13 protein-coding genes are annotated in these 17,634 nt (G+C 49.8%); 2 read left to right on the top strand and 11 right to left on the bottom strand.

Annotated elements, in window-relative coordinates:
* Nucleotides 1–227: 227 nt before the first annotated feature.
* From BLT15_RS09120 to metK, 9 genes are all read right to left on the bottom strand, one after another.
* On the bottom strand, nt 228–641 hold the full coding sequence (locus tag BLT15_RS09120; RefSeq protein WP_089760905.1) for a DUF3919 family protein: 414 nt from the start codon (nt 639–641) through the stop codon (nt 228–230).
* Nucleotides 634–2,139, bottom strand: coding sequence for a sensor histidine kinase (locus BLT15_RS09125; protein WP_089760907.1), 1,506 nt, complete (start codon nt 2,137–2,139; stop codon nt 634–636). Before BLT15_RS09125 ends, BLT15_RS09120 begins: the two co-directional genes overlap by 8 nt.
* A complete protein-coding gene (locus BLT15_RS09130; protein ID WP_089760908.1) occupies nt 2,140–2,805 on the bottom strand; it encodes a response regulator transcription factor in 666 nt (221 codons plus the stop codon).
* 195 nt (nt 2,806–3,000) lie between these two features.
* On the bottom strand, nt 3,001–4,530 hold the full coding sequence (locus BLT15_RS09135) for a tripartite tricarboxylate transporter permease (protein ID WP_089760910.1): 1,530 nt from the start codon (nt 4,528–4,530) through the stop codon (nt 3,001–3,003).
* A gap of 13 nt (nt 4,531–4,543) precedes the next feature.
* Nucleotides 4,544–5,038, bottom strand: coding sequence for a tripartite tricarboxylate transporter TctB family protein (locus BLT15_RS09140; protein ID WP_089760913.1), 495 nt, complete (start codon nt 5,036–5,038; stop codon nt 4,544–4,546).
* A gap of 110 nt (nt 5,039–5,148) precedes the next feature.
* Nucleotides 5,149–6,141, bottom strand: a complete 993-nt coding sequence (locus tag BLT15_RS09145) for a Bug family tripartite tricarboxylate transporter substrate binding protein (protein WP_089760915.1) — start codon at nt 6,139–6,141, stop codon at nt 5,149–5,151.
* 180 nt (nt 6,142–6,321) lie between these two features.
* Nucleotides 6,322–11,928, bottom strand: coding sequence for a DUF6079 family protein (locus tag BLT15_RS09150; RefSeq protein WP_234985574.1), 5,607 nt, complete (start codon nt 11,926–11,928; stop codon nt 6,322–6,324).
* The gene (locus tag BLT15_RS09155; protein WP_089760919.1) at nt 11,915–12,922 is read right to left on the bottom strand and encodes a tetratricopeptide repeat protein; all 1,008 of its coding nucleotides are present in this window, start codon (nt 12,920–12,922) and stop codon (nt 11,915–11,917) included. Before BLT15_RS09155 ends, BLT15_RS09150 begins: the two co-directional genes overlap by 14 nt.
* 61 nt (nt 12,923–12,983) lie before the next feature.
* Nucleotides 12,984–14,144, bottom strand: a complete 1,161-nt coding sequence (gene metK, locus BLT15_RS09160) for a methionine adenosyltransferase (protein ID WP_427854226.1) — start codon at nt 14,142–14,144, stop codon at nt 12,984–12,986.
* 252 nt (nt 14,145–14,396) lie between these two features.
* Between metK and BLT15_RS09165 the strand changes: the two genes are divergently transcribed.
* Entirely contained in the window at nt 14,397–16,292 is a 1,896-nt protein-coding gene (locus BLT15_RS09165; RefSeq protein WP_089760924.1) for an aldehyde ferredoxin oxidoreductase family protein, read from the top strand.
* Nucleotides 16,285–16,545: a MoaD/ThiS family protein gene (locus tag BLT15_RS09170; RefSeq protein WP_089760926.1), complete on the top strand. Its 261-nt coding sequence runs from the start codon at nt 16,285–16,287 to the stop codon at nt 16,543–16,545. The genes BLT15_RS09165 and BLT15_RS09170 overlap by 8 nt, the downstream gene beginning before the upstream one ends.
* A gap of 88 nt (nt 16,546–16,633) precedes the next feature.
* On the opposite strand, the gene BLT15_RS09175 is transcribed toward BLT15_RS09170, so the two are convergent.
* Together BLT15_RS09175 and BLT15_RS09180 are read right to left on the bottom strand one after the other, a co-directional pair.
* Entirely contained in the window at nt 16,634–16,858 is a 225-nt protein-coding gene (locus tag BLT15_RS09175; RefSeq protein ID WP_089760928.1) for a hypothetical protein, read from the bottom strand.
* Nucleotides 16,859–16,912: 54 nt separating this feature from the next.
* Nucleotides 16,913–17,634: RpnC/YadD family protein (locus BLT15_RS09180; RefSeq protein ID WP_234985575.1), on the bottom strand; the 722-nt coding region annotated here is incomplete at its 5' end.

Here is a 17,634-nt window from a genome sequence, read left to right on the forward strand (position 1 = left end):
GATTTTGGATCTTCCTGTCCTCAGCTGGTAAATAGGTGTGTAAAAAACCTTATTTAGTTATGCTGGAAGATATAAAGCTTCGTTCACAATGAAATTTTTCCCCGGCATAAGTTTAGTTTTCGGCCATAAAATTATACTTGTTGTTTGTTTTATTATACACGAAGATAGGAAAGTCCTTTTCTAATGCTTAATTCCCATCATGATTGGTCTATTCAAGGTCTTTTATCCTACTGAAAAAAACTGCGGGTATATGAAGTCTCCTCCTGCAGGTACTCGATCGGCACGGTAAACTCCCGCGATTCTTCGTTCAAAAAGGTCACTTCCACCCGGAAGACATCGTCAGCCTTTTCCTGCTGCTCTTCCTCAACTAAATCTCCCTCGGGCAGAGTGCGCCGCAGAAGATTCCAGATCTCCAAAACCTGCTGATGATCGCGAATGACCACCGGGCCCCAGCTGAGATCTGATATTTTAAGTTCTATCGGGGTCTGGTTTTCCAGTATTCTTAGAGCCTCATCCTCGTCGACAGTTACCAATTCCCCTTCAGGGAGCACCTCCCCGCGGCCGTTGATCATAAAAACGGTCAGGACGATCATCAGCGTCAGAATTACCAGTATGGGCAGGCTGTATTTTCCCTCAGGCATAACTTTCACCCCCGAATACCGACGCCGGCAGTATGATCCTGGCGGTAGTTCCCCGATCAGGACTGCTGTTCAATTCCAGCTCTCCTCCGTGCAGATCAACTATACGACGGGCTATATCGAGCCCCTGACCGCGGCTCAACTCGCCGTTTTCTATCTTTTCCAGCTTCGAACGCTTTATACCGCAGCCTTCATCCCTGATTATTATCTCGCAGCCGCCGTCCTCGCGCCGGCGCAGGCTCAGCTTTATTATATCTGTGCCGCTGTAGGTTATGGCATTATCCAGCAGATTGAGCAGCACTTCCTTAATTCTCACCGGATCGATTGCCGCCGGTTTCGAAGATTCTGCCTCTCCTGTGGATCGTCCCGCAAATTGGTCTTCAAAATCCAGCAGCATCTCGATATCTCGGCTTAAAGCTTTGACCTCAATCAGATCTACCGTCCGCCGGCAGAGCTCGACCAGGCTCACCGGTTCTGGTTCGATCTCGAGAGAATAATTGCCGCTGCGGGAGCTGCTGAGCAGATTTTCAACCATCTCCAGCATCCGATCGGATTCGAGTCTGATTCTATCAAGACAGCGGGAGCGTTCCTCTTCAGTATCCACTTTATCATACATATCGGCAAAACCGCGGATTATGGTGAGAGGTGTTTTGAGTTCGTGGGTCATCTTCTCAAAAAATTCTTTCTGCTTCTCTTTTTCCATTCTGAGGTCCGCGATCAGCTCATCGATGCCGGAGCGCATGTTTTTAAAAGCCCGGGCCAGCTCACCGATCTCATCCTGACCTTCGATATCGAGTTCGGCCGGCTGTCCAGCTCTCTCCTCCCCCTTTTGATACCTCTCGATAGCCTGCTTTAAAGTCTCGAGCGGTGAGATCATCCTGGTTATATAGAAATAAAGAAAAGCCCCGGTGAAGACCACCAGAGCAGTAAAAGCCAAAATCAGCACCAGCCTGAGTCTTTCCAGCAGACGATGTTCTTCGGAGAGCTCGTATTCCAGACCGACAATCCCGCTGATCTCCGCTCCGATTTCGAGGTCGTCATAATAAGGAAAATGCATGATCAGACGGGGATAAGAGAAATTATCTGAATTGAGCCTGACCATGCTGCGCTCAGCCCGGGCAGCTCTCTCCTGCGACTTTTCTATAGTCTCGATTCTATCGCCATAATTGCTCTCCAGATAGAAGGGCTGTTCACCTCCGGCCGGACCCTCAGCCCCGTAAAGCCAGATGCGCATACCTTCATGCCTGGTTTCGAGGCTGTGTTCCAGATAGGTCAAATTGCTCTCATCCAGCATATCATCACCGTACTGCCGGGAAACTCCGAAAAGATACTGCTGAATTTCATAACTGCGGGCGGTCATCTCCTGCCTGACATTATCCATGATGTGTCTTTCCAGAGCGCTGTTTATATATAGAAATACCATCAGGCTGAAAAGAAGCAGGGCCAGAATGGTACCTATAATCAGTTTTGCCCGGATACCGCCTCTGATAGATAATGACATTTACTCCACATCCAGCTTATAACCGGCACCATATACTGTGGCAATACAATCACGGTGCTCACCAAGCTTTTTACGCAGCCGATTGATGTGCATATCGATCGCCCGGGTTGTGGTTCCCGGCAGCTCGTTCTGCCAGAGACAGCGCAGTATCTTCTCCCGGGAGATAACCTGGCGGGGGTTGGCCATCAATTTTTCCAGAACCAGAAACTGCGAGGCGGTCAGCTCGCGTTCCTCGCCATCCACCAGCAGCAGATGGCGTTTCTTATCCAGAACAAGCGGACCCGCTCTTAAAGATTCATCCTCAGTTTCATCGCCGGTACGCCTCAGTACGGCTTTCACCCTGAATATGAACTCCTCCACCTCGAAAGGTTTGGTTATATAATCGTCGGCTCCCAGCCGGAAGCCCAGAAGCCTGTCCTCGAGATCGCTCTTGACGGTCAAAAATATGACCGGATAATCTCTATCCTGGATCTCTTTCATGAAATTAAAACCGTTCATCCCCGGCAGATTGACGTCAAGCACGATCAGCTCCGGAATAGAACTTTCCAGCTCTGCTTTAGCAGTCTCAGCCCGGGCAAACCTGACGACTTCAAAGCCTTCCAGCTCCAGATTCATTTCCAGCAGTTCGGCCAGGGAATCCTCATCCTCGACCAGAAAAATAGACATCGACAGCCACCCTCCTTTTTCGACATGATATCTCTGGTATTATTCTTTCATATTATGGGCGGACCGTCAATGCTGAAAAAATCCCGACAACAATATCAGGGTCGGAGCTGGAAAGCTCCGGCCGGAGATTATAAATTCGGAATCTTATTGTCTTCAGTTAGCAAATAGGTGTGCCAAAATCTCCCCATAATCTGCTCACTGACTGTCTTCACCCTCTCCAGCTATATTCTGTGTCATCGACTGCTTTTTCGATCTTAGTTTTTTCATAAAGAATGTCAAAAAGAGACTGACAACTGTCAGCACTATAAGCCCCAGCGAATAGGGTCGGGTAAAAAACGGAGTTATCTCGCCGCCGGTGGCCATCATGGTGGTGCGCAGATTGTTCTCCATGATCGGCCCCAGAATAAGCCCCAAAATCAGCGGCGTCAGCGGAAAGCCCGATTTCTTCAGCACATAACCCATAAAAGTAAAGAAAATGAGCACCCAGAGATCACTGATGCTGTAGCGAATGTTGTAGGTTCCGGCCACCGACATAAGCACGATCACCGGCAGCAGAACTTTTTTGGGAATTTTGAGCGCCCAGGTGAAAAATCTGATCATGACCGAGTACTGCAGAGCGAACATAAAAACATTGGAAACTATAAGCCCCACAAACATGGCAAAGACCAGATCGATCTCGTTGAGAAATAGTGAAGGACCCGGCGTCAGACCGTGGGTTATCAACCCGGCCAAAAGCACGGCTGTTACGGTATTGCCCGGTATGCCCAGCGTGATGGTGGGAATGTAAGCCCCCCCGGTCACCGCGTTGTTGGCCGATTCTGCGGCCATAATTCCATCCAGTTTGCCGGTGCCGAATTCCTCCGGGGTATCCGAAAATTTCTTGGCCTGATCGTAAGCAACGAAGTTGGCGATAGTACCTCCTGCTCCCGGCAGCATCCCCAGCCCCAGACCGATAGCAGAAGAACGGAGCAGATTCTTAGCCTGTTTTTTCAGGACCGAAAACTGAAGTTTGAGCGAGTCCATTTTGTTCGCTGAGAAAACATAATCTCTATCTACCTCAGCCGACTGAGTAAATACCTCTGTTATCACGAAAAGTCCTATCATCGCTACCAGCAGCTCCACGCCGCCCTCTAAAGCCCTTTGACCGAAGGTAAATCTCACCGAACCGGCGATAGGATCGCCGCCGATTGTCGCTATCAAAACCCCCAGACAGCCGCTGACCAGCCCATCTATGACGGATTTACCGGTGGTGCTGGCCACTACCGTCAGGCCAAATATACCCAGAATAAAGTACTCATAACTCTGAAAACGCAGCGTTATTCTGGCCAGCTGAGGCGCCAGCAAAATCAGCGCTATCATACCAAAAAGCCCGCCCAAAAACGAGGCGGCTATTCCATAGGTCAAAGCTTTACCGGGATATCCCTTCTGAGATAGGGGGTAACCATCAAAAGTGGTGGCTATCGATGAAGGCGTACCCGGCATATTCAAGAGAATGGCCGGAATTTTACCGCCGGATATACCGCCCACATAAAGCGCTCCCAGAACGGCCATGCCGATAGCCGGCTCCATGCCGAAAGTGACCGGCAGCAGCAAAATTAAAGCCAGCGTGGCCGTAAGCCCGGGAATGGCCCCGAATATCAGACCTAAAAATGTCCCCCCCAGCAGATAAAGCAGCACCATGGGTTGAAAAATTATCTCTGCGCCCTGTAACAAATTGGCAAGCAAAAATTTCACCCCTTTAAAATAGAATTCCGGTCGGCAGATAAATATTCATCACTACACCGAAGACAAAGTAAACTGCCAGCGTAATGCCTGAAGCGAAAAGCAGCGAATATACCAGATTCCGCACATTTTTCTGGCCCAGAAAGAAAATAGCCAGAGCCAGGAAAATAAAACCGCTCTCAAAGTATCCTAAAAAGGGAATCAAATATATATAGAAGATTAACAGGCCAAAAAGAACCAGAATGCGCGGACCTACACTGAGCATCTCTTCAATTAATTTCACATCTTCGCTGGTAAAATCATCCCGCCTTAACCGCAGATGATCTTTGATAAGGCTGGCCAGACAGAGAGCGATAAGAATTACAGCAAACCAGCGCGGATACTGATCAGCCCCCACAACCTGCTGAAAACCGGGGCTTACCTCATAGGATTCGACCAGAAAAAATGCGCCTATAACTATCAGGAATAAATTCACAAAACTTTTGACCAGATACTCCTTATTTTCCAGCACCCTATCACCTCATTTCCGCTGATAAATTTCGGCAATATTTAAGAAAGGCCCCGGACAGCGCGGCCCGGAGCCCGAATTTAGCCTTAAAAAATCTTCAGGCCGAAAAGTCTTTATTCGTCCAGATCATATTCATCGATGAGCTCATATATTGTTTCTTCGTCCTCTTCAAAGTATTCGCGCAGAGTCTCGCCATCCTGAAAGTTGACAAAAAGACCCTGATCGGCAGCCCTTTCTTTAAAGGTTTCGCTGGTGACTAACTCTTCAAAAAAGTCTGCTATTTCATCCACGAGTTCCTGATCCATACCGGGAGGTCCCCAAACTCCCATGCGGTGAGTTGTGGTGAGAGGGAGATCATAGCCGAGTTCTTCAAAGGTAGGAACATCAGGAATGGAATCGAGCCTCTCTTCGGAGGATACACCCAGTATTTCGAAGTCACCATCTGGATGAGGAGGCAGCACAGTAGGTGCCTGAGTTACTGCCATTTCATCCTCGCCGCCGAGCATGGCTGCAGTCATGGGACCGCCGCCTCCATGAGCCACATAGGAAAGATCATCTCTTATACCGGCAGCATCAAGAAGCATCTCACCCATCATGTGAGTTCCGCCGCCCAGAGAACTTCCGGCAAAGGTGGTCTCACCGGGATTTTCTTCGACATATTCCACGTACTCGTTGAAATCCTCCCATTCTCCCGGCAGAGCAAAGGCAACCTGAGGCACTTCAAACAGCATGGCTATGGGGGTGAACTCCTCATAACTCCAGTCTCTAACTCCGAAGGCCATATGGGTGATGAAGGAAGTGTGATGATGCAAGAGCATCGATCCATCGGGATCGGCATCGCGAACTTCCACCATGGCGTTGCCGGCGCTGGCACCAGCGATGTTCGTTATAACGAAATCTGAGACCTCCCAGTCCCACATCCCTTCTTCGCGCAGTACCTCACCCATCAGCCGGGCGGTGATATCGCTCAACCCTCCGGGCTCATAGGGAACGACATAGCGCACATCGCGCTCACCGGGCCATTCGGCAGCCTCGGCCGGACTGACGGTCAAAACCATGGCCAGAGCAACAACAACCAGCAGAGAACAGGTCAAAAACTTCTTCATAAATTTAATCCCTCCGCTTTCTGCAGCATGATATGATAATAAAAGAGGCAGGAGGACAAAATCATTTTTTGAAAATTAAAACTAAAAAAATGGGGGCAGCCTCCTGCCTCAGCGCTCAACTATAATACTAATATATTATTGTTAAATACAGATAACAAAATTGTAACGATAATGTAAACTTTAATAGAAGTATATCAGGCTCCAGGGAACGATCGCCTCGAATAGGGTGCTGCTGCCGTGCAGATAGCGCGGTTCTTCGTATTTATTGCTTTCATCGAAGTGGTGATTGATACTGAAACCGTGATCGGCGAAAAAAAGCACCGGCTGACGCTCCGGCAGATCATTCAGAAAGGGAAGCAGGCGATTTTGAGTTTGGAAGATAAGCTCATCCAGAAAATCGAGATAATGCTGACGGGAAGAATGAACCTTATCATCGATAAAAGAAAACCTGATTATCTGCGGCTTTTCCGGATCCTGATCGTCCGGATCAGCCAGGCTGCCAGGATCGAACTCCTCTGCTTCGATGATTTTCCCGCCGAAGGAGGATTGTCGCAGGGCTTTAAGCTGTCTTTCTGTGCTGGCCGGTTCGAGAGCGAAATGCGATCCTTCAGCCAGCTGCCGGCTGGAAAACTCCTTTTTAATAGTCAGCCGGAGCTCGCTCCAGATATCATGCCTCAATCCGTCCAGCAGCAGACAGAGACTGCCTTTAAGCCTCATCCTCTGCAGAAGCCGGGGGAAATGCCGGTTGATGAGCCGGCGTATATCGAGTATATCCTCTTCTGAATCGGCCGCCGCAGAGCCTTCATCCTCACGATTATCCTCTGGATTCGCAAGACTGCGCTGCAGCCGGGGAGACTGATAGAAATCGGCAAATTCCTTCTGGCGCCGACGCAGCAGGCTGTGTACTTCCTCGCGCCTGCGGTTCAGGGGCAGACTTTCAGCGAGTTCGAGTCTGGCGGCCTGAGAGGCCAATCGTTCCAGGTTCAATTCCAGACGGGATAGATGATCTTCATAGAGATCGATCCAATCCGCCGGCGTTTTTGGCCGGGAAGAGCTTCCCTCTTCCAGGGCCAGTTCGACCTCGAGAAAATACTCCACCAGCTGCCGCTCTTCTGCTGACGCGGAAAAAGAAGACTTTTTCTCCGTATCCTGCTTCCATTCCTGCAGCTGCTGCCGGCATTTTTTCAGCTCCTGATCTGAACCGGTGCTGGCCAGCTTCTGGATTAGTCTCAGGGCCAGCTGTCTTCTCAAAACCGGCGAAATCCGCTCGACCAAAAGCGACTTAAGCCATTCCCGGCTGTTCCCGGCCGGTATTTTTTTCAGCAAAAATTCGGCCAGGTTCTTTTTCCGGGTCAAATTCTGCACCCGGGAAAGGATCAGCTTCTGCAGAAAATCCTCATCCGAACCCGGGCCGGGCTCTTCATCAGAACCCGCCGGCTCTTCCTGAGTTCCGGTCAGCACCCTGTCAGCCAGTTCGGAAAGGCTCTCCTGCAGGGCTTTGTTTCCAGCCAGATTTTGAGCCGGAGTTTCACTCTCCTGAGAGAAAAACTCCTCCAGCAGATCCCGAACGTCTTCCCAGCTCAACCCGTGGGCGGACTGCCATTCAACCGAGGCCAGCAGCAGAGCAAACCCTTCAGGGCCGAGCCGGTCATTTATCTCCATAAGCTCGGGAAAATAATCCCTGAGAAAACGCTCGAGTCTGGCTTTTACCTCCGCCCCGCCGTCGATAAGCTGTTCAGAATCTCCGGCTCCAGAACGAAATCGTCCGGCCTGTGCATCTTCTCCGCCGGCCCGGACCTTAATATAGGTGTTCTTCTCCAGTTCGCCGCCGCCGGTCAGCCACTCTTCCAGAATGTTGCGGATCTGCTCCGGTTTAAAGCTGCGGTCGACCAGGTGTTCATAAAGCTCATTGAAATCTCGTTCGATCACTGAGATGTCCTCGGATAATGCTCTGTTTACGCGCTTGATCACCCGCCGGTTCAAAATTTCCTCCAGTTCCTCAATCAGTTCACCGCCTCCACTCTCAATTTTGCGGCTCGACTGCAGCAGCCGTCTTAGAGGTCGAGCAAATCGCTTCTCGCCGGCCGCTTCCATATTTTTTATATACTCTTCCAGCTTCTCGCTGTGTTCCGGACTTCTCAGGCTTTCCAGATACTGAACTATGCCGGCTTCGATCATCTCCTGCAGGCGTTTGAGCGAGGGCAGCTCGATCTCTTCTCCGAGAGTAAATCCGCAGGAACAGACAGGTCGCTCGCGCAGCTCGGGAAGACTGAAATCCCGGCAGCGATGGCGAAGAGTTTCAGCCAGCTCCCTTTTTACCCGGACCAGGTCATCCTGAACGGAGATGATCTCTATTCCAGCCAGCTGGTCCAGAACTATATAGCCACGGCTTTTTTTTATCTTATCATAAGGTACAAAGCGATCTGCCGCCAGCTGGCGGTTATGTTCCCGGCGGTAAACCTCTATATAATTTTCCTGGAAGTCGGCGAATTCATCTTCGAGTTCGCTGAAATAATCTTCATCATAGAGCAGCTGATCAGATTCCATTAGTTGCAGCAGGCTTTCTTTTTGCTCGCGCAGTTCCTGATACTCCCCGGGCAGCTCCAGAGCAGAACTGGTGATATAACTGCGCATACGCCGGTAATCTGCAAGCCTCTCATCAAAAAACTCTTCCAGGCTATCCAGACGGTCCAGCCGGCTGTCGACTCCCGGCAGGCTGCGGTAGTGCGAGGCGAAGCGCTCCAGTCCCTCCTCCGAAGAATAGCTGACTTTTATCTCATCCACCAGGCTTTCCAGACCCTCCAGCCGGGATTTTATCTGCCGACGCTGGAATATCTCCGCCTCTTCTTCGGTGAGACCTTCAAGACCGGCCCTGACCCGCTCCAGCTTCTCTGTCAGCTCCTCCCTGGCCTGGATGATCTCCTCCCAGATATCATGCTGCAGCGGCAGAGAAAAAGGCTGCTGCTTATATCGGGGCGGGATTAGCTGGCATTCGCGCAGGACTTCCTGAAATTCCTCGGAAATTATCTCGCCGTATCCCAGCTCGCTGATACGATTGAAATTGCGGGCATTTAAATTCTTCAAACTTATCTTGCGCCGCTCGGAAAAAGCGGTTATATAACCGGCAAAAAGCAGACAGTAGACCAGAAGCTGAAACTGATTGCGGCCGAGCCCGTAATCTCCTTTGCGCAGCTGCCAGTATATTTCATCGATCGACGTTCTTTCGCCCTGCAGGCAGGCAAAAAATTCCTGCAGCAGAGGGTTTTTATCCGGATTTATATCGAGGCTGACAGCATCCCTGCGTCGGCTGATCAGTCCCATCGGCTTGAGATGGGTGTCTATCACATTTAACACCCGGCCATCGAGCTCCTTTAAGCTGTCGATCTCCCCCGGCCTGAGAAAATCATCGATCAGCCGATCGAACTCCTCCGTCCGCAGGCCGCGGCGGAATGGGGCTATGCTGCTGTGTTCGGGGAAGCGATTTTCCAGCAATCTGGCAGTAACCTGCTGCATCAGCCGTTCCCAGGCCATGAACGAACCGGGCTCGAGCTCGAAAACCTCCTCCTGCCTGCCGTCGATTATTCGTCCTTCATAATAGGAGCGCCGAAAAATGCGGCGCACATCCGGCCAGCTGTCCTCCAGCTGATCCTTGAGTTTTTCTCTGACTTCGTTTCCGGTAGGCGAATTGTCCTCGCGGTATTCATCCAGCAGCAGCTGCCGCGAGAGCACCTCCCGCAGAAATTCTGCTTCTGCCAGCTCCACCGGCAGCCAGAACATAAAACTTTTGGCCTGTTCGGGCTCGAGCTCGGGCAAAAGCACCTCCTGCAGATGCCGGCGCTGCTTCTCAATATTGCTGGCATAACCGATAATGAACATAAAATCCTCTTCCTTTTCGGTCAGGCGCCGGGCTGACTCGACTATATCCTCCATGCCGATCTCGGTGAGCGGCAGAAAATAGACAAAGCCTGAGCGCTCGGTATTCTGCCAGTTGACCGTCCGCCGGCTGCGCGAATTCTCCGTTAGCCGGGCCAGCGGCAGGACCTTATCCTTAAGCTCACGTGCCGGGCGGGTGAAAATTCTGCTGTCATTTTCGAAAAGATTGCTCCTTATATATTCGCGGCGGCGCTCGATTATGAGATTCACATCGGCTTCCAGGTCGATATAATATACCCAGCCGGATTCATCGCTCTTAGTCTCCACCTTCTCCTCTCCAGCCGGGCAGCGGTTGAGATAGGCCCCCTGGCTGTAAAGCCGCTCGAGAATATCTTCGACATACTGATAATTCACCTGCGGGTCCAGATCTGTCACCCGTTCTAAGAGCATATCAGCTATCTCAGCCGTGGTATACTCTCTCTCCACCGGTGAGATGCGGAAAAGTATCAAAAGCTTGATAATTCTGAGACCGATCTCTGCCTCATCGTCGCTCAGAAGCGAATCGATCTCCTGTTCGTAATAACGGTAAACCTTTTCATAATAAGGAGAGGTTTCCATCATCTCTCTTATCCGGGGCAGAAAATGATCGAAAATATTTTCGGGGGTCAATAATTCATCGGCCGGACCGTCCATCCGCCCGGTAATTCCCCGGGAGCTATCTCCGCGGAGCTGATAATGAATGAAGTCGATAATTCCGCGCTGTTGAGAAAAAAGCGGTTTGAGATTATCCAGTAGCTCGATGGTGGCCGGATGAACCGGGTAAAGCGAGGTAAACTGCTCCCGGTCGACAGGCAGTCCCGAAAAAGCGCTGCTGTAATAATCGTAAATTTTCTCGATCTGATCCCGGGCTCCTTCCCTGGGCTCAAGCAGCCGCGAACCAATTATCTCCTTTATATGGGCACCTGTGAGCCGCCAGCGCGAGGGAAAGCGATCCTTTATTTTGTTGAAGGCCTCAGGAGTGGTCTCTCCCGTCTTTTCGATCTCCTCCTGCAAAGTGGCAGCCACCCAGCAGGGGAGCTCGGCTGTGAACTCACCTAAAAACTGCAGAAAACGAATATCCTCATTAAATCGGCGGCCATCGGGTTTGGAGCGCAGAAATTCCGAAAGCTCATCGATAAGAATGGCAGCTCCCTGCAAAGAAGTCTCCCTTAAAAGCTTTTCTACCTGCTGGAATATATCGTGGCGGTCGAAGTTAAAACGGTAAGGAAGGTTAAGCCTGTCCAGCAGTTTTTCGACCAGAAACAATCTGCCGGGCTGAAAAAGCTCTTCTTCTGTCATATCCTGTTCTCTGAGAAAGCTCTTAAGCTGCTGCGGACTTTCTTTTGGAACTATCTCGCTCATGCGTTCGATAAACCCGGCCTCGCCGGAAAAGGTGAAATCCTCACCGGATACCTCTTCGCTTTTGCGGCAGAATGCGGCCAGATCAGAGATGACTATATCCTCGAGATATTCCTTGTTGCTGTGTTCGACCAGCGATATATTTATCACCAGATAATCTCCAGTTTGAACCCCGGCAGACACCCCGGCTAACTGGCTTTTTTTGCCGGCCTGAGCCATTATCGGATCCCAGGCCTCTTCAAAATCCAAAAGCAGGCTTATAACGCTCAAAAGATGCGATTTCCCCGATCCGAAATTGCCCTCGATGAAGTAACCCCCTCCCTCACCGCTGCTTACATCTCCAAAAAAAGCGGTCAGGATCCTCTCCACTTCGCCGGTGAGCAGGAAGCTGTCGGTTAAAAACTGCCTCAGCTCGGGATCATCCCGGTCCGAGAGCTGAACAACAGTCCTCACCTCGGGCACCCGGACCAGCTCTTCAATTTTCGTTCCGGAAATCGCCTCCTCATTCATTCTCATCACTTTCCCTGGCATTGTTGAGCTTTTTGATTGTGCCGTAAAGATTTTCAAAACCGGGGTTATCCCTGATAATCTCCTGAAAAAAATCGCCGCCCTCTTCATAAAGCTCCAATTTCTGAAAGATTTTCATCAGCATAGAACGGGTGTAATAATCGCCCGGATCCTGGCGGAAAGCCTCTTTTAGGTGAGGCAGAGCTTCTTCATGCCGGCCGTCTTTGTAAAGACACTGTCCCAGCCGCTGGCGCGCATATTGATTATCAGGATCGAATTCAAGTGAGCGGCGGTAAGCCTCAGCAGCACCGCTCAAATCCTCCATCTCCTCGCGATATTCAGCCAGAAGGGCCTGCAGATGAGGATTTTGTCGATGTTTCTCCAGCCGGAGCAAATTCTCGAGTTCTTCCACAGCCCTGGCCGGCTTCTCATCTTTAAGCTTCAGCTTTATCTTTTCTTTGAAGGCAAACTGATCCTCCGGACTTTCATCCAGATACTGCTGATAAAATTCTTCTGCTGTGCTTTCATCCCCCATCTTTTCGTACAGCGAGGCAGCCAATTTCTGCAGATATTCATGGTCCGGCTCTTTCTCCAGCCATTCTTCCAGCAGCTCACGCGCTTTTTCAAACTTCTCCTGTTTCATCAGCGTGCGGATCAACCGCTGGGCGGAATAGACATTATTGCGGTGCCGGTGAGCAGCTCGAAAATGTTCACAGGCCCGGTCAAAATCGCGCTTGCTGTATGCTATATTGCCCAGCACCAAAAGCGCCCGCCCGCTTTCAGGTTTTTCAGCAAGAATCTCCCGGGCCAGTTCTTCCGCCCGGTTGAACTGGCGCTGACGATAAAGCAGATCAGCCAGGCTGGCCCGCAAAAAGTTATTTTTCGGAAACTTATTCAGGCCCTGCTCCAGCCGGCGGCGGGCCTCATCCAGGTCCCCCTGACGTTTTAACTCCACGGCTTTTTCCACTATTTTCTTTACCCGCTCAAATTCGCTTCCGCTCATAATTATCCCCTCTATAACTGGAATCTTCAGGATTGGCCTCCAAACCTTCTGTCAGAAGCTTTTACAGTTCCCGGGCCAGATCGAGCTTCTCCCAGGGCGGTATGGGGGATGAGTCATCCTCCAGCACCGTACCGAAATGGCCGTAGGTGCAGTACTGCTTGTAGATCGGGCGGAATAAATTGAAGTAATCGATAATCCCCCGGGGAGAAAGATCTATATAGCTCAAAATTTTCTCGTCCAGATCCGCAGGCATCTCGACGTCAGCCGGTTCAAAATCAAAATTAATCGCCACTGGTTCGGCAACCCCAATAGCATAGGATATTTCCACCTGGCAGGAGTGCAGCTGCGGATAGGCATGGAGAATATTTTTGGCCAGATAACGAGCAGCATAAGCTCCCGAGCGGTCGACCTTGGTGGGATCCTTGCCGCTGAAAGCGCCGCCGCCCACCGGCACCGAAGGTCCGTATTGATCGACCACTATTTTTCTCCCCGTCACGCCAGCATCGGCCTTGGCCGATCCGATAATGAAGCTGCCGGCCGGATTGATATGCAGCGTGGGATCCTCGGCCAGATATTCGCCGATGACATCGGCTATAATTTCCCGGGCATCCTGCCGCCATGCGTCGAGATAACCCTCATCATGCTGGGCGGAAATCACCACGTCCGTAACTGCCCTGGGTTTGCGAGAATCAGGGTCATATTCGACCGTGACCTGGCACTTGCCGTCCGGTTTTAAATAATTTATCTCATCGGATCTTCTTATATCCTGGACAGTCTTGATAAGTTTATGAGAGAGATGGGCTGAAAGCGGCATATAATCCTCGGAATCGCGCACCGCATAACCGACCATAATTCCCTGGTCTCCAGCCCCCAGCTCCCCGGCTTCTTCCTGCCCCACTCCCGCAGCGATGTCGGGAGACTGTTCATCAATCGAGGGCAGCACAGCTACATCATCGGCTCTAAATCCCAGCGAGTGACCGTCTTCCACGTATCCCAGATTCTTCAATTCTCTTCTAACAATGGAATGAATATCGACATAACAGTCAGTCGTTATCTCTCCGGCGATAATGACCATGCCAGTATTGGCCATCGTTTCACAGGCTACTCTAGGCTCCCCGGAGTCATATCTGATGATATCATCGAGAATAGCATCAGAAATTCTATCGCATATTTTATCAGGATGTCCGGCAGATACTGATTCAGCGGTTCTTCGCAAAGAAATCACTCCTCGTTATTTTTAGACGATATTTTAGCACCATACCATTAGTACAATACTATACTATATGTATTATATGTCAGGCTGGCGGTGAATATCAAGCTTTAATTCGGCCCCGGTTAAGCCCTCAGTGAAGGATATTTAAATATTATATTGAAATATTTAAACAGAAAGAAAAATTTTTATAGCTGGTCTGGGAGGATACCAGAGGAATATGGCCAGATCAGGGACAAATAAATTTATCGAGGTGATTATCTCATGAAAGGTGTAAATGGTAAGATTTTAAAAGTCGATCTCAGCAGCCAGGAATACACCATCGATGAACACGGCGAGAAATTTTACCGGAAGTACATAGGCGGCAGAGGCATTGCTCTTTATTATATGCATAAAGAGCTCGATCCTTCAGCTGATCCCTATTCTCCTGAAAACATGCTGGTCTTTGCCGGCAGCATTCTGGTAGGAGCTCAGGGTCCGGCAATTCCCCGCCTGACAGTTTGTGGCAAATCTCCTCTGACAGGCGGATTCGGTGAGAGTGAGGCAGGTGGGTATTGGGCTCCGGAGCTAAAGCAGGCCGGTTTTGATGCGGTGGTGGTCACCGGCAGAGCAGATAATCCGGTGTATTTGTGGATCAAAGATGGAGAGGTCGAATTTAAAGATGCCCGCAGGCTCTGGGGCAAAGTTACCGGAGAAGTACAGAAAACCATCAGAGAAGATCTGGGAGATGAGAGAATTCATGTGGCCCAGATAGGACCCGGAGCGGAAAATCAGGTTCGCTACGGCAATATAACCAATAAACTGGGGCATTTCAACGGCCGCTGTGGGCTGGGAGCGGTTATGGGTGCGAAAAATTTAAAAGCGCTGGCAGTCAGAGGCACTCAGGGTATTGAACTGGCTGATAAAGAAAAAGTTCTGGAGATCAATCGCTGGGTGGCCAGAGAGGGTATGGAGATCCCGGTGGCAAAAATCATGCACGAATCAGGCACCTGGACTGCTACCCGGGGCAACCAGGAAGCAGGAGCGCTGCCGACTGATAACTGGAATAAGAGTCAATTTGAGGGAATAGACAATATCGATGATGAAAGCTGGCAGGAATCCTTCGCAGAAGAAGGTCGGGGCTGTTTTGCCTGCCCGATAAGATGTAAAAGGGTGGTGGAAGTCGACGATGATGATATCCAGGTCGACTCCAAATATGGCGGTCCGGAATATGAAACGGTGGGGGCTATGGGTTCGATTCTGGGGGTGGAGAGCAAAAAAGTAATAGCTAAAGCCAACGAGCTGTGCAATAAGTACACCCTGGATACTATTTCCACCGGCATGACCATCGCCTTCGCCATGGAATGCTATGAAAATGGTCTTTTGACCAGGGAGGATTGTGATGGTCTCGAGCTAAAATTCGGCAATGAAGAGGTAGTGCTGCCCATGATCAGGAAAATCGCCACCCGGGAGGGAATAGGAGATCTGCTGGCAGAAGGCACAAAAGAGGCGGCCAAAAGGATCGGAGGTGGGGCAGAAAAATATGTATATCATGTGAAAGGGCAGGAAGCTCCCATGCATGATCCGCGGGTTAAAACCGGAGTTGGCCTGCAGTATGCCCTTGCCAATTACGGAGCCGATCATATGAAGGCTCCTCATGATACCGACTTTACCAGAGAAGATAGTTATGGCCTGCAGTCATTGAAGCCGATCGGGCTTTATGAAGCAGTCGATCCTCTGGCGCTCGATGCAGAAAAAGTGAGGGTATTCTACAATCTGGAGATTTACTGGACGCTGATCGACATTACCGGCTGCTGCTGTTTTGGTTATGTGCCCAGCGGTCCGGTCTCGATAGAAAAAACCCTGGATTTGATCAAAGCTGTTACCGGTGAATATATAAGTTTAAAAGAGTTGATGGACGCTGCGGAAAGAAGCATTGACATGGCCCGGGTTTTCAACAATAAGATCGGTTTTACTCCCGAGGATGACAGTCTGCCTGATATATTCTTTGAGGATTTTGCTGATGGTCCACATGAAGGTGAAGGCGGCATAGATAAAGAGGATTTCCAGAAAGCAGTAGAATTGTATTATGAAATGATGGGCTGGGACCCCAAAACGGCCAGACCTTCAAAAGCAAAGCTGGTCAAGATGGGAATTGACTGGATCAGAGAGGATGGTTGAGGAGAGATATATCATGAAGGTGAGAGTGAGGCTGTTCGGGCATTTAAAAAATTACCGCCCGGAGGAAAGCAGGGAGACAGAAATAGATCTGCCGGCGGGAAGTCAGCTGGGCGATCTGGTTGACGAGCTGGAAATACCCCGGGAAGAGCTGCAGTTTTCTCTGCTGCTGGTAAATGGTAATCAAGCAGATCTCGATAAGACGCTTCAGAAAGAAGATTTAGTTAGTTTTGCCACTGTAGCTGAGGGGGGTTAGCTCATAAATAGGGACGGGCAGTTTATGCTGCTGATCGACCTGTTTTTAGATGCAGCAGCACAGTCCTGCCCGCCCCTGGGTGCTACTTTTATTTCAGCAGTTCCCTCACATCTTCCACATCTTCTATATCGAATATATTATCTCTGATTTTGATTAAATCTTCCCTATCGGCTTTTTCCATTGACTGTTTTATATCTTCTGGTAGTTCTTCAGAAAATCTTTGCTCTAACAAAGACTTAAGGGTTAGAGTTATACCTTTCGCCATACCTTCTTTCCTGCCTTCTTTGCGCAGCCTTTCTGCAGTGCTTTCCACTATGTCGCCTCCTCCTCCTGAATTTACATGATTCAATATAAGTTTACCCCGAATTTACTCAATTATTCTTCGAAGCTCCTCAATATCATCAGACTCTGCAATCGCTCGTTTAATTTCATCTATATTTATTTCATCTTTATCTTTAATTACCTCTATAAGTTCTAAACTATCCTCACCAAACTTCTCTCTCATCTGCATCATCAGATCTAGAATGTCTTTTCGCCCTTTCGCCATACCTTCTTTTCTGCCTTTTTTTCTGCCTTCTTTTCGCCCTTTCTCCATACCTTCCTTCCTCAGCCTTTCTGCAGTGCTTTCCACTATATCGCCACCTCCCGGTAGTTTTGCCTCAATAATATCTCTGATCCTCTCTTCGTTCAACTCGGTCACCGTCAGAATATACTCCGACAGCGATACTAATTTTCTTCGCACAAAATCTAACCTCTTTTTCTCCGCCAGAGCTGCCAGCGCTGATGCTATCTCTTCCAGCCTATTAATTTCATCTGCTGCTGTCTCCATTGTGGCTGCCAGAGAATAGATTTTTATCATCCGGCTGGAAACTTCCTGCCAGGTCAGGTCTGTAAGTTTAAATTCGACCACTTCAAAAATGACCTGATAGCGTTTAATATCTCTGGATAAGTCTGCAAAATTATCAACAAGATCGATTAGACCGCTGTCCTCAGAATCCCTCGCCTGATAAATTAATACGGGGATTATAGGGGGCAGCTCTCCTGTATCCAGGTATTCCCTCTTCATATAATTCCCTATATAATCCAACA

The organism is Halarsenatibacter silvermanii (assembly GCF_900103135.1).
Lineage (GTDB): Bacteria > Bacillota > Halanaerobiia > Halanaerobiales > Halarsenatibacteraceae > Halarsenatibacter > Halarsenatibacter silvermanii.

Bases quoted from the DNA above. Each gene is read 5' to 3' on its own strand.
- BLT15_RS09120 (WP_089760905.1), bottom strand. From the start codon at position 641: ATGCCTGAGGGAAAATACAGCCTGCCCATACTGGTAATTCTGACGCTG.
- BLT15_RS09125 (WP_089760907.1), bottom strand. From the start codon at position 2,139: ATGTCATTATCTATCAGAGGCGGTATCCGGGCAAAACTGATTATAGGT.
- BLT15_RS09165 (WP_089760924.1), top strand. From the start codon at position 14,397: ATGAAAGGTGTAAATGGTAAGATTTTAAAAGTCGATCTCAGCAGCCAG.
- BLT15_RS09170 (WP_089760926.1), top strand. From the start codon at position 16,285: ATGGTTGAGGAGAGATATATCATGAAGGTGAGAGTGAGGCTGTTCGGG.
- BLT15_RS09145 (WP_089760915.1), bottom strand. From the start codon at position 6,141: ATGAAGAAGTTTTTGACCTGTTCTCTGCTGGTTGTTGTTGCTCTGGCC.
- BLT15_RS09150 (WP_234985574.1), bottom strand. From the start codon at position 11,928: ATGAGAATGAATGAGGAGGCGATTTCCGGAACGAAAATTGAAGAGCTG.
- BLT15_RS09155 (WP_089760919.1), bottom strand. From the start codon at position 12,922: ATGAGCGGAAGCGAATTTGAGCGGGTAAAGAAAATAGTGGAAAAAGCC.
- BLT15_RS09130 (WP_089760908.1), bottom strand. From the start codon at position 2,805: ATGTCTATTTTTCTGGTCGAGGATGAGGATTCCCTGGCCGAACTGCTG.